General features: G+C 76.0%; 10 protein-coding genes. 7 read left to right on the forward strand and 3 right to left on the reverse strand.

Features of this window, described 5'->3' with window-relative positions; translation table 11 throughout:
- Window positions 1–57: 57 nt before the first annotated feature.
- Window positions 58–1,266 carry a threonine ammonia-lyase gene (gene ilvA / locus AB6N23_RS13810; protein WP_412866599.1) on the forward strand — a complete coding sequence of 403 codons (1,209 nt, stop codon included), beginning with the start codon at window positions 58–60 and terminating at the stop codon, window positions 1,264–1,266.
- 103 nt (window positions 1,267–1,369) lie between these two features.
- Here ilvA and greA read toward each other — a convergent pair whose 3' ends face one another.
- Together greA and AB6N23_RS13820 are read right to left on the reverse strand one after the other, a co-directional pair.
- Window positions 1,370–1,855: a transcription elongation factor GreA gene (gene greA / locus AB6N23_RS13815; protein WP_412866600.1), complete on the reverse strand. Its 486-nt coding sequence runs from the start codon at window positions 1,853–1,855 to the stop codon at window positions 1,370–1,372.
- 235 nt (window positions 1,856–2,090) lie between these two features.
- Window positions 2,091–2,495, reverse strand: coding sequence for a DUF4307 domain-containing protein (locus AB6N23_RS13820; RefSeq protein ID WP_412866601.1), 405 nt, complete (start codon window positions 2,493–2,495; stop codon window positions 2,091–2,093).
- A 101-nt stretch (window positions 2,496–2,596) separates the two neighbouring features.
- Here AB6N23_RS13820 and mca point away from each other — a divergent pair, with 101 nt between their 5' ends.
- Genes mca through AB6N23_RS13835 form a run of 3 tightly spaced genes read left to right on the forward strand, consistent with a single transcriptional unit; the run spans window position 2,597 to window position 4,781 of the window.
- Window positions 2,597–3,484: a mycothiol conjugate amidase Mca gene (mca, locus tag AB6N23_RS13825; protein ID WP_412866602.1), complete on the forward strand. Its 888-nt coding sequence runs from the start codon at window positions 2,597–2,599 to the stop codon at window positions 3,482–3,484.
- A complete protein-coding gene (locus AB6N23_RS13830) occupies window positions 3,481–3,897 on the forward strand; it encodes a hypothetical protein (RefSeq protein ID WP_412866603.1) in 417 nt (138 codons plus the stop codon). Before mca ends, AB6N23_RS13830 begins: the two co-directional genes overlap by 4 nt.
- A complete protein-coding gene (locus AB6N23_RS13835; protein ID WP_412866604.1) occupies window positions 3,894–4,781 on the forward strand; it encodes a carbon-nitrogen hydrolase family protein in 888 nt (295 codons plus the stop codon). The genes AB6N23_RS13830 and AB6N23_RS13835 overlap by 4 nt, the downstream gene beginning before the upstream one ends.
- Before the next feature lie 562 nt (window positions 4,782–5,343).
- Here the strand turns inward: AB6N23_RS13835 and trhA are convergent.
- A complete protein-coding gene (gene trhA, locus AB6N23_RS13840) occupies window positions 5,344–6,099 on the reverse strand; it encodes a PAQR family membrane homeostasis protein TrhA (protein ID WP_412866605.1) in 756 nt (251 codons plus the stop codon).
- Between the two features lie 157 nt (window positions 6,100–6,256).
- Between trhA and AB6N23_RS13845 the strand changes: the two genes are divergently transcribed.
- The 3 genes from AB6N23_RS13845 to AB6N23_RS13855 form a co-directional block, all read left to right on the forward strand.
- Complete coding sequence (locus AB6N23_RS13845) at window positions 6,257–7,018, forward strand: isoprenyl transferase (protein ID WP_412866606.1); 762 nt, start codon at window positions 6,257–6,259, stop codon at window positions 7,016–7,018.
- 347 nt (window positions 7,019–7,365) lie between these two features.
- The gene (gene phoH2 / locus AB6N23_RS13850) at window positions 7,366–8,730 is read left to right on the forward strand and encodes an RNA 5'-3' helicase PhoH2 (protein ID WP_412866608.1); all 1,365 of its coding nucleotides are present in this window, start codon (window positions 7,366–7,368) and stop codon (window positions 8,728–8,730) included.
- 222 nt (window positions 8,731–8,952) lie between these two features.
- The coding region (locus AB6N23_RS13855) for a carbohydrate binding domain-containing protein (protein ID WP_412866607.1) at window positions 8,953–12,888 on the forward strand (3,936 nt) is incomplete at its 3' end.

A 12,888-nucleotide genomic window follows, 5' to 3' on the forward strand; every position in this document is an offset into this window, starting at 1 on the left:
GCGCGGTGACCGCCGGGACGACCCGCCGACGGCGGCGACCACCGGCCCGGACGCGCCGTGATCGGCGCACCCGACGTCCGCGCGGCGGCGGCGCTGCTCGCGGGCGTCGCCGAGCGCACCCCGGTGCAGCGCAGCCGCGCGCTGTCCGAGCTGGTCGGCACGGACGTGTGGCTCAAGTGCGAGAACCTGCAGCGCGCCGGCTCGTTCAAGATCCGCGGCGCGTACGTGCGGATGTCCCGGCTGTCACCCGCCGAGAAGGCGCGCGGCGTCGTCGCCGCCAGCGCGGGCAACCACGCGCAGGGCGTCGCGCTCGCGGCGCGCCTGCTCGGGCTGACGTCGGTCGTCTTCATGCCCGTCGACGCCGCGCTGCCGAAGATCGCCGCGACCCGCGGGTACGGCGCGCACGTCGAGCTCGTCGGCACGTCCGTGGACGAGGCGCTCGTGCACGCGCGCGAGCACGCCGAGCGCACGGGCGCCGTCCTCATCCACCCGTTCGACCACGACGACGTCGACGCGGGGCAGGGCACGGTCGCGCTCGAGGTGCTCGAGCAGGTGCCCGACGTGGGCACGCTCGTGGTCCCCGTCGGCGGCGGCGGCCTCGCGGCCGGCATGGCGGCGGCCCTCGACGACCGGTCCGACGTGCGTGTCGTCGGCGTGCAGGCCGCGGGCGCCGCCTCCTACCCCGCGTCCCTCGCCGCGGGGCACCCGGTGCGGGCACCCGAGCTGCGGACGATGGCCGACGGGATCGCGGTCGGCACGCCGGGCGCGGTGCCGTTCGAGCTCCTCGCGCACCACGACGTCCCGGTGCGGACGGTGTCGGAGGAGGACCTCTCGCGGGCGCTGCTGCTCGTCGCGGAGCGGGCCAAGCTCGTCGTCGAGCCGTCCGGCGCGGCGGCCGTCGCGGCGCTCATGGCCGACCCCACGGGCCTCGTCCGGGACGGGCGGCCCGTCGTGTGCGTGCTGTCCGGCGGCAACATCGACCCGCTCGTGCTGCTGCGCGTCGTCCGGCACGGGCTCGCGTCGGCGGGCCGCTACCTGCACGTGCACGTCCGCGTCGAGGACGCCCCCGGCGCGCTCGCCGGCCTGCTGCGCGACGTCGCGACCATGGGCGGCAACGTCATGCACGTCGCGCACACGCGCACGGGCGGCGACCTCGCGTTCAGCGAGGTCGCGGTCGACCTGCAGATCGAGACCAAGGGCCCCGAGCACTGCGGCGACCTGCTCGCCGGGCTGCGCACCGCCGGCTACCGCGTCGGCGACGCCTGACCGGGACCGCCCGCACCACCCCGGGCACGCCGACGGCGCCGCACCCCGCAGGGTGGCGGCGCCGTCGCGCGTGGGGGACCGGCGTACGCCGGTGCGACCGGCGTCAGCCCGTGAACGGACGCGCGGCCGTGATCTCCACCGGGATCTCGCGCCCGTTCGGCGCCTCGTAGGACGTCGCGTCGCCGACCTTGCGGCCGTAGATCGCGGCACCGAGGGGCGACGTGGGCGAGAAGACGTCGATGTCCGCCGTGCCGGCGATCTCGCGCGAGCCGAGCAGGAACGTCATCTCGTCCCCGGCCACGACGGCCGTGACGACCATGCCGGCCTCGACGACGCCGTCGTCCGGCGGCGTGCCGATCTGCACGTTGCGGAGCTTGGCCTGCAGCTCGCGGATGCGCGCCTCCTGCTTGGCCTGCTCCTCGCGCGCGGCGTGGTAGCCGCCGTTCTCCTTGAGGTCGCCCTCGTCACGGGCCGCGGCGATGCGGTCCGCGATCTCCTTGCGGCCCACCGTCTCGAGGTGCGTGAGCTCCTCCTTGAGGCGGTCGTAGGCCTCCTGCGTCAGCCACGTGGCCGCAGTCGTGTCGGTCACGATCGCTCCTTTCCTGCCTCGGGGACCACCGCCCTCGGCGGTGGTGCTGCCCCGTCGACGCGCACCGGTGCGGCGCGGCGGTGCGGGACGGGTGTCGCCGTCTGTCCGCGGTCGCGTCGACCTGCTCGTACGACGCCGGACCGGGGCGGCGTAAACGTCCATGGTAGCCGGGACGCCCGCCGGCGTGCGGACGGGCGTCCGGGTCCGCCCTCCCGGCCGGCACGACGCAGGGCCGTCAGGGCAGCGGCGTGCACGCGTCCACGGTCGCGGACACCGCCTTCTGCACGGTCGAGACGGTCACGGTGACCCGCCGGGTGCGCTCCTCGGCGGGCGGCACCTCGACGTCGCGGACGCCGACCTGCGCGTACGACTCCGACAGCGCCTGCACCCGGCACGTCGCGCCCACGCCCGGGTCGGTCGTGACGTCGAACGTCACCTGCGTCGCCCCCGCGCCGTCGACGCGGAACCCGATCGTCTTCCACTGCACGGGGTCGCGCAGCACGCCGGTCCCGATCCAGCCGAGCACCAGCATCGTGACGACGACCGCCGCGGCCAGGCCCCACCGTCGGAGCCGGCGCGTGGCAGCGGTCGGCTCCGGCCCGTAGCGCCCGACGGGCGTGCGGGGTGCCGGTGCGACCACGGGTCCTCCTGGGTCGGGACGAGGGGCTCGTCGTGCGGGTGGTGCGCGTGCGTGGGGGATCATTGTCTCTCGTCCGACGACCTGTGACGGGAGGCCCCTGGGTGAGCACGGAGCGGCTACGGCTCATGGCGGTGCACGCGCACCCCGACGACGAGTCCAGCAAGGGTGCCGCGACGACGGCGCGGTACGCCGCCGAGGGCGTCGACGTCCTCGTCGTGACCTGCACGGGCGGTGAGCGCGGCGACGTGCTGAACCCGCACTACGGGCCGGCGCCCGAGGGGCTCGAGGCGATGCGCGCGGTCCGCCGCGAGGAGATGGCCACGGCCGCCGCGGCGCTCGGCGTGCGCCAGCACTGGCTCGGCTTCGTCGACTCGGGCCTGCCGGAGGGCGACCCGCTGCCGCCCCTGCCCGACGGGTGCTTCGCGCTGACCCCGCTCGAGGAGGCGTCCGCGCCGCTCGTCGAGCTGGTCCGCGAGTTCCGACCGCACGTCGTCACGACGTACGACCCCACGGGCGGCTACCCCCACCCGGACCACATCATGTGCCACCGCGTCGCGGCCGAGGCGTTCGCCGCCGCGGGCGACCCGGAGCGGTACCGCGGCCACGGCGAGCCGTGGACGCCGCTGAAGCTGTACTACAACCACGGCTTCTCGCTCGCCCGCATGCGGACCGTCCACGACGCGATCGTCGCGGCCGGCGGCGAGTCGCCGTTCAGCGACTGGATCGACTCCCGGCAGGCCCGCGAGGTGCCCGAGCGCCCCGTGACGACGCGCGTCGAGTGCGCCGACTTCTTCCCGCAGCGCGACGCGGCGCTGCGCGCGCACGCGACGCAGATCGACCCCGAGGGCTGGTTCTTCGCCGTCCCGCGGGAGGTCGAGCTCGCGCAGTGGCGCACCGAGGAGTTCGAGCTCGCGGAGTCGCGCGTGCCGACGACGACGCCCGAGGACGACCTGTTCGCGGGGATCCGCGGGACGGAGGCGGCACGGTGACCGGGCTGCTGGGCGGGGCCGTCGGGGGCGCGGTGCTGGCCGCGGTCGTGCACGCCGAGCGGCTGCCCGGCCCGACCATCGAGAGCCCCGAGGAGGGCTCGCCCGGCTTCTACGGGTTCCTCGCGACGTTCCTGCTCGCGGCGGCCGTGATCGCGCTCGCGGTGTCGTTCAGCCGGCGGATGCGGCGCGCCGACCACCGGGCGCGCCTGCGCGCGCAGGAGGAGGCGGCGCGCGGCGACGGGCCGGCGCCCGTGACGGCCGAGGAGGGCGTCGCCCAGGCCGAGCTCGACGCGCGCGCCGAGGGCGGACGCCCGTCCGCGCCGCCGGTCGACGGCCCCGGGGACGCGCCCGGCGGCGACGCCGGCACGGGCGACGACGACCCCGACGGCGCGGGCATCGGCCGCACACCGTGAGCCGCCGCCCCGAGCCGCCGGTGCGCCCGGCGGTCCGCGTGACGGTCGCCCAGCTGCAGGTCGGCACCGACCGCGGCGCGAACCTCGAGGTCGCGCGGGACGCCGTCCGCGAGGCCGCGCGGGTCCGCGCCGACGTCGTGGTGCTGCCGGAGTACGCGTCCGCGTTCGACCCGCGCGGGGTCGGTCCGGAGCTGGCCGAGCCGCTCGACGGGCCGTTCGTCACGGCGCTGCGCGAGGAGGCGGCGCGCAGCGGCGTGGCCGTGCTGGCAGGCACGACGCTGCCGGCGGACGAGGACGAGGACGAGGACGAGGACGAGGACGGGGACGCGGACGGCGACCGCGCCGGGCGGCCGCGGCGGGCCGTCAACGCCGTCGTCGCGGTGACGGCCGACGGCGGCCTCGCCGGCGTCTACCGCAAGGTGCACCTGTACGACGCGTTCGGGCAGCGGGAGTCGGACCGGTTCGTGCCCGGGCCGGCCGACGCGCCGCCGCTCGTGCTCGACGTCGCCGGTCTGCGGTTCGGCGTCATGACCTGCTACGACCTGCGGTTCCCCGAGTCGGCGCGCCGGCTGGTGGACGCGGGCGCGCACGTGCTCGTCGTGCCCGCGGCGTGGGCGGCGGGGCCCCTCAAGGCGACGCACTGGCGCGTCCTCGCCACGGCGCGCGCGGTCGAGAACACCTCGGCGGTCGTGGCCGTGGGGCAGGCCGGGCGTGGCGTGGTCGGCCGGTCGCTGGTGGTCGGGCCGGACGGGGTCGTCGGCCTCGAGCTCGACGAGACGCCGCAGGTGCGCACGGTCGACCTCGACGCCGACGCGCTGGCCGGCGTGCGCGAGCGCAACCCGTCGCTGGCCAACCGCCGGTACGCGGTCGTCCCGCGCGCCTGACCCCCGCCGGCCCGCGGCCCCACCCACCACGACGGCCTGCACCGGCCCACCGCCGCACCTACGCCCTCCTCCGCCGAGTGCTGTACGTGCCGCTGAGTGCGGTAGTGGCAACGGGTGCACTCGGTGCGATCTGCCGCACTCGGCGAGGTGGGCGGTGGACCGGGGTGGGGCCGGCCGGCGCACCGGCCCACCCCCGCGGGCACCGGCGCGCCCCCGCGCTCGTCCGCCGAGTGCTGTAGCTGCCGCCGAGTGCGGTAGTGGAAACGGGTGCACTCGGTGCGATCTGCCGCGCTCGGCGAGGTGGGCGGTGGACCGGGGTGGGGCCGGCCGGCGCACCGGCCCACCCCGCCGGCACCGACCCACCCTCCCGCCCATTCGCCGAGTGCTGTACGTGCCGCCGAGTGCGGTAGTGGCAACGGGTGCACTCGGTGCGATGTGCCGCACTCGGCGGGCGAGGCGGGGAGTCGGGCGCGGCGGGCGGGCGCGGGCGCGCGCGACGGGCGGGCGCGCCAGCGCGGCGGGCGCGTGCGCGCGGGCGGGTGCGGGGAGGAGGTCGGGGTGGTCAGGCGGCGCGGGAGGCGGCGATCGCGACCGCGACGAAGTGGCACGTGTAGCCGACGACGGTCAGCACGTGGAACACCTCGTGGAAGCCGAACCAGCGGGGGCTCGGGTTCGGGCGCTTGAGGCCGTAGACGACCGCGCCCACGGTGTAGGCGAGCCCGCCGCCGGCGATCAGCCAGACGATCTCCGCGCCGCCGGTGCGCCAGAACTGCGGCATGAACCCGACGGCCACCCAGCCGAGCGCCAGGTAGATCGGCACGTAGACCCACCGCGGCGCGTTGAGCCAGAACACGCGCGCGAGGACGCCCACGATCGCGCCGGTCCACACCACGACGAGCAGCGTGCGGGCCGTCGCCGCGGGCAGCAGCAGCACCGCGAGCGGCGTGTACGTGCCGGCGATGATGAGGAAGATGTTGGTGTGGTCGAGCCGGCGCAGGACGGCTGCCACGCGTGGCGACCAGCGGCCCCGGTGGTAGACGGCGCTGGTGCCGAACAGCAGCACCGCCGAGGCGCCGAAGACGGCCGTGGACCAGCGGGCCGCGGGCGTGGGGGAGAAGACCACGAGCAGCACCGACGCGGCGAGCACGAACGGGGCGACGCCGGCGTGCACCCAGCCGCGCAGGCGCGGCTTGACCTCCGCGACGACGGCGTCCACGGCGTCGCCGACCGCCTCGCCGACGGAACCGCCCGCCTGCTGCGCGCCGGGCTCGGGGCCGCGTCGGCCCGCGCCGTCGGGGCGTGCCGGGGTGGAGCTCATGCCTCTGGTCCGCCTTCGTCCGGGACAACCTACGTCACCGTAGGTTACGCACTCGTAGGTGCCGTGTCGACGTGACGGAGGTCCCGGACGGCCACCGGTGCGCGCGTGCGGCGAGTAGCGTGAGCGCGTCCACCGACGTCCCCCGGGGAGGGTCCGCGTGCGCCTGCCGCACCCGCTGTACGGCCTGTACGAGCGTCGCCTGGCGGCCTCGCTGCCGTCGGCGCAGATGCCCCGGCACATCGGGGTCATCCTCGACGGCAACCGCCGGTGGGCGCGCAGCAGCGGGGTCTCGTCGGCCCACGGCCACCGCCGCGGCGCCGACAAGATCGGCGACCTGCTCGCGTGGAGCGAGGACGTGGGCGTCGAGGTCGTGACGCTGTGGCTGCTCTCGACCGACAACCTCGCGCGCGACCCCGAGGAGCTCGAGCCGCTGCTCACCGTCATCGAGGACGTCGTGGGCGAGCTGGCCGCCGAGCGGCGCTGGCGCATCCAGGCGGTCGGGGCGCTCGACATGCTCCCCGCGCGCACCGCCGAGGCGCTGCGGTGCGCGCAGGAGGCGACGGCCGACGTCGAGGGGCTGCACGTCAACGCGGCCGTCGGCTACGGCGGCCGGCGCGAGATCGCGGACGCCGTCCGGTCCTTCCTGCGCCACCACGCCGAGGCCGGGACGAGCGTCGAGGAGCTCGCCGAGGCCTTCGACGTCGACCACATCGCCGACCACCTGTACACGAAGGGGCAGCCCGACCCCGACCTGGTGATCCGCACGTCGGGCGAGCAGCGCCTCAGCGGGTTCCTGCTGTGGCAGAGCGCGAACTCGGAGTTCTACTTCTGCGAGGCGTACTGGCCGGACTTCCGGCGCGTCGACTTCCTGCGCGCGCTGCGCGCGTACGCCCAGCGCGAGCGCCGGCTGGGGCGCTGACGGACCTGCCGACGGGCCCCCGACGGCGCGGCGGCACCCGCCCGCGCGTCGGGCCGGCGTCCGCCGGATGAACGTCCTGTGACGCGTTCGCGTGTCGTGCGTCACGTGCCGGGGGCTGTCGGCGGGCGGCGTTAGGTTCGGTGCCAGAGGACGACGCCCGTCGTCCCGGGAGGCCAGCCCATGGAGCCAGTGCTCCGGGAGGAGGGCCGGACCCGGCCCTCGGCCGGCCGACCCCGTCCCGTCGCCGACTGCCGGACGCGGCACGCGCCGCGCACGCGCAGGAGGCGCCCGACCGGGCGCTGACGCGCCGGAGGGAGCCTGCCGTGGACCGCACCTCGCAGCACGACCTGGGGGACCGCACGCCGCCGAGCGGGCCGGCCCCGGCCGACGGCCGGCTCACCTACGTGGTGGACACGTCCGTGCTCCTCTCCGACCCGCACGCCGTCCGCCGCTTCGCCGAGCACGACGTGGTGCTGCCCGTCGTGGTCGTCACGGAGCTCGAGGCCAAGCGGCACCACGCCGAGCTCGGCTACTTCGCCCGCGCGGCCCTGCGGCTCCTGGACGACCTGCGGGTCCGGCACGGCCGCCTCGACGCGCCGGTCCCGATCAGCGACGAGGGCGGCACGCTCCGCGTCGAGCTCAACCACGTCGACGACCGCGTCCTGCCCGCGGGGTTCCGGCTGGGCGACAACGACACGCGGATCCTGTCGGTCGCCGCGAACCTCGCCGCGGAGGGGTGCGACGTCACGGTCGTCTCCAAGGACCTGCCCATGCGCATCAAGGCGGCGGCCGTGGGCCTGCGCGCGGAGGAGTACCGCGCCGAGCTCGCGGTCGACTCCGGCTGGACCGGCATGGACGCGCTCGACCTGGGCGAGCAGCAGATGGCGCAGCTGTGGGAGCACGAGACGCTGCCGCTCGCGGAGGTCCCGCCGCCCGCGTCTGCGCTCGCGGGCGCACCGCAGGACCTGCCGTGCCACACCGGGCTCGTGCTGCACAGCCCGCGCGGGTCGGCGCTCGGCCGGGTCACGGCGGACAAGCACGTGCAGCTCGTCCGCGGCGACCAGGACGTGTTCGGGGTGCACGGCCGCTCGGCGGAGCAGCGGGTCGCGATCGACCTGCTGCTCGACGAGTCGGTGGGCATCGTGTCGCTCGGCGGGCGCGCGGGCACCGGCAAGTCGGCGCTCGCGCTGTGCGCGGGCCTCGAGGCGGTGCTCGAGCGCCGCCAGCACCGCAAGGTCATGGTGTTCCGCCCGCTGTACGCGGTGGGCGGCCAGGACCTCGGCTACCTGCCGGGCAGCGAGGCCGAGAAGATGAACCCGTGGGCGCAGGCCGTGTTCGACACGCTCGGCGCGCTGGTCGGCAAGGAGGTCGTCGAGGAGGTCCTCGACCGGGACATCCTCGAGGTCCTGCCGCTCACGCACATCCGCGGCCGCTCGCTGCACGACGCCTTCGTGATCGTCGACGAGGCGCAGTCGCTCGAGCGCAACGTGCTGCTGACGGTGCTGTCGCGGATCGGCCAGTCGTCGCGCGTGGTGCTCACGCACGACGTCGCGCAGCGGGACAACCTGCGGGTGGGCCGGCACGACGGGGTCGCGGCGGTCATCGAGGCGCTCAAGGGGCACCCGCTGTTCGCGCACGTGACGCTGACGCGGTCCGAGCGCTCGCCCGTCGCCGCGCTGGTCACCGAGCTGTTCGAGGGCATCGAGGCCTGACCGCCTGCACCCGCGACCCGTGGCGCGGCCGGTGCGCCACGGGTCGCGGCCCCCGGCCCCCGTCCCTTCGTAACGATTCGAGCCGAGCCGTTGACCGGCATGACCGGTGTGGATAGCGTCCGTGGACACGTTCCCAGGACCGCGTCGGGGCGCTCGCGAGGAGGCGAGGCGTCAGGCCGCCGCGGGCCCGGGTGAGCCCCCGCGTCCCCTGGAGCTGCGACGATGCACCCACCGACCGGTCCCCGCACGCACGCGCGGCGCGCGACCGCCCTCACCGCACTGACCGCCCTGGTCGCGGCCGGCGCCGCGACCGCCCTCCCGACCGCCTCGACCGCAGCGCCGGGTGACGTCGTCGACGTCGTGCACGGCTTCGAGGACGGCACCCTCGGTGCCGGCTTCATCCAGTGGGCGAACGGCGGCGCCGGCGTGCGCGCCGTGCCGGGTGACGGGTTGCCCGCCCGGCCCGACGGCGCCGCGAGCGCGTACGCCATGAGCTACGGCTTCGACACCACGGCCGACCCGTTCTACGGCGGCGTCGGCTTCGAGTACGCCGACGCACCCCGCGACTGGTCCGGCTACGACGGCGTCGAGCTGTGGGTGCACGGCGACGGGTCCGACGCGTCGTTCCAGGTCGAGCTGCTCGACGCGACCGGTACCGGTCCCGCGCCGTACGAGCGGTTCGACGTCACCGTGCCCGTCGGCGCGCCCGGGTGGCGGCAGGTCCGCCTCGCGTGGTCCGACTTCGCGCGGGCGACCGACTTCCAGGACGCCGGTGCGCCCGACGACGGCCTCGGCCTCACGCACGTGCGCGGCCTCGTGCTGCCGGCGGCGTCCGGTGCGGCCACCGTCGTGCTCGACGACGTCGCCGTGTACTCGACGGACGGCCCGGTCACGCCGTCGGTCGGCGTGGCCGCCGCCGCGGTGGGCGTGGCGGAGTCGGCCGGCACGGCCGAGGTCGCGGTCCGCCTGAGCACGGCGGCCGCCGACGACGTGACGGTCGACTACGCGACGGCCGACGGGACCGCCGTCGCCGGCACGCACTACACCGCGAGGTCGGGCACGCTCACGTTCCCGGCGGGCACGACGACGCGCACGGTCACCGTGCCGGTGACCGACGACGCCGTGCCGGGCCCCAACCGCACCTTCACGCTGACGCTCGCCGACCCCGTCGGTGCCACGCTCGGCCAGGCGACGGCCACGGTGACGATCCGCGACGACGACGCGGTGGCGTCGACCGGCACCGGTCTGCTGCACCGCGTCGTCGACGGCTTCGAGGAGCCGCTCGTGCTCGCCGACCCGGCCGCGACGCCGCCGCTCGGCTGGTTCACGGCGCAGGGCGCGGGCAACGTGCCCGAGTTCGCGCGCAGCACGACCCCGCCGGCCCCGCGCCCCGGCGCCGCGGACGGGAGCTCCGTGCTGCGGGTCGGCCTCGACAGCGCGTCGTGGGCGGCGCTGCTGCACACGTTCACCGACGACGGCACCACGTGGACCCCGCAGGACTGGAGCGACTACCGCGGGCTCGGCTTCTGGATGCACGGCGCGAACTCGGGGGCGACGCTGTTCGTCGACGTCCTCGACAACCGGAACCCGGGGTCGACGGTGGACGACGCCGAGCGGTTCTCGACGCGCCTCGTCGACGACTGGACCGGCTGGCGCTTCGTCGAGCTGCCGTTCGCGGACCTGCTGCGCAAGAACGTCAACAACGGCGCCCCGGACGACGGCCTCGGGCTGACGGAGGTGCACGGCCTCGCGATCGGGATCGAGCAGACGGCCGCGCGCGTGGCGCCCACGCTGTGGATCGACGACCTCGCGCTCGTCGAGCACCAGCAGACGGTCCTCGACTTCGAGCAGCCGCTGCTGACCGGCTCGACCGCGACCCCGCCGGTCGGGTGGGTCACCGCGTCGGGCGCGGGGAACGACCCCGTGCTCGACCGCGTCACGGGCGCACCGGCGGACGCCGTGCCGGGCGCGGCCGCCGGCAACCACGCGCTGTCCCTGCGGATGACGAACCCCAGCTGGGCCGTCGCCGTCCACAACTTCACGACGGACGGCACGACGTGGACGCCGCAGGACTGGAGCGGGTCGACCACGCTGAGCTTCTGGTTCCGCGGCGCGGGCACGGGCGCGCGGTTCGACGTCGACGTGCTCGACAACCGCACGCCGGGATCGACCGTCGACGACGCGGAGCGCTTCACGGCGTCGTTCACGGACGACACGACCGGCTGGCGCCGCGTCGTCGTCCCCTTCGCCGACCTCGTCCGCAAGGGCGGCGGCCAGCCGGCGGGGGCACCGGACGACGGTCTGACCCTGACCGCCGTGCACGGCGTCGCCCTGGCGGTCCAGGGCTCGTCGACGCCGATCCCGACCACGACGTTCCACGTCGACGACGTGACGATCTCCGGTGCGTCGGCGGTGCGCAACCCCGTGCGGGTGCGCCTGGCGCAGGCGGTCACGCCGGTCACCGAGGGTGCGTCCGTGCAGGTGGACATGGTCCTGACCCGTCCTGCCGACCAGGACGTCACCGTGACGTGGAGCACCGGGGAGGTCGTGGGCCGCACGTCCGAGCAGTCGCCCGCGGCGCGCGACCAGCGCGACTTCGCGGCGGCGTCCGGCACCGTGACGATCCCCGCCGGTGCGCGCGAGGCCGTCGTCGAGGTCGCCACGCTCGACGACGCGAAGCACGAGCGCGACGAGCCGTTCGCGATCACCCTGTCCGACCCGGTCGGCGCCGAGGCGGGTCAGCCGACCGTCGGTCAGGTGCTGATCGAGGACGACGACCCGCGCGACCCGCTGCTCCTCGTGGACGCCGAGGACGGCACCGGCCTGCTGGAGCCGCTCGGCCCCGGCACGGTCGCGGCCCGCGAGGTCGCCGCCGGCACGCCCGAGTCGTACCCGGGCGCGGACCGCTGGGAGCACGTGCTCGACGTGGTCGGCGACGGCGGGTTCCGGCGCGGGTTCGCGCAGCCGCAGGACTGGTCCGGCACCGAGGGCGTCGGGATGTGGTTCCACGGCCGCGGCGACGGCCGTCCCGTGACCGTCACCGTCGAGGACGACGCCGCGGCCGACCCCGGCCCCGCCGGCTGGGAGCTGGCCTGGTCCGACGAGTTCGAGGCCGCCGCCGGCACGCCGGCCGACCCGGCCCGCTGGACGTACGAGACCGGCGGCTGGGGCTGGGGCAACGACGAGCTCCAGTACTACACGGACTCGACCGACAACGCGGCGCACGACGGCGACGGCCACATGGTCATCACGACGCGCGAGGTCGACCCCGCGACGTCCGGGCTGACCTGCTGGTACGGGCCGTGCACGCACACGTCCGCGCGCCTCATCACCGAGGGCAAGGCCGAGTTCCTGCACGGACGGATGGAGGCGCGTGTCCGCCTGCCGCAGGGGGCCGCGGGCATCTGGCCGGCGTTCTGGTCCCTCGGCAACGACTTCCGGGACGTCGGCTGGCCGCAGACGGGCGAGATCGACGTCATGGAGTACGTCGGCAAGCTGCCCGAGTCGATCTTCGGCACCATCCACGGCCCGGGCTACAGCGGCGGCGACGCGTTCGGCCGGACGCAGGAGTTCGGCCGCAACCTCGGCGGGGAGTGGATGACGTTCTCCGTCGAGTGGGAGCCGGAGGAGATCCGCTGGTACGTGACGGAGGACGGTGGCGAGCCGATCCACTTCCACACCGCGACGCCCGAGGACGTGGCGCCCGACGCGTGGGTGTTCGAGCACCCGTTCACCCTCATCGCCAACATGGCGGTCGGCGGGAACTTCGGCGGCCCGCTGGCCGACGAGCTCACGTTCCCGCAGCAGGTGGCGTTCGACTACGTCCGGGTCTACCAGGCGCCGGACACGGCCGAGCGGTTCGCGGCGACGTTCCCGGACGACACCGCCGGGTGGCGGTACGTGGTCCTGCCGTTCGACGACTTCGACCGGGTCGCGGACCAGCCGGCCGGCGCGCCGGACGACGGTCTGTCGCTCACCGCGGTGCGCGGCCTGTCGGTCGCGACGGCGGGCGCGGGCGCTGCCGCCGAGCGTCCGGCCGGTCCCGGGGTGCTCGCCGTGCCCCACGGGGGCGTCGCGCTCGACCGCGTGGCCCTCGTCACGGACGTCGACGCCGTCCCGGGCGACGGCGGCGCGGGCGGCGGGTCCGCGGGCGGCGGC

The sequence above is a fragment of the Cellulomonas pasadenensis genome, assembly GCF_047229365.1.
Classification (GTDB): domain Bacteria; phylum Actinomycetota; class Actinomycetes; order Actinomycetales; family Cellulomonadaceae; genus Cellulomonas.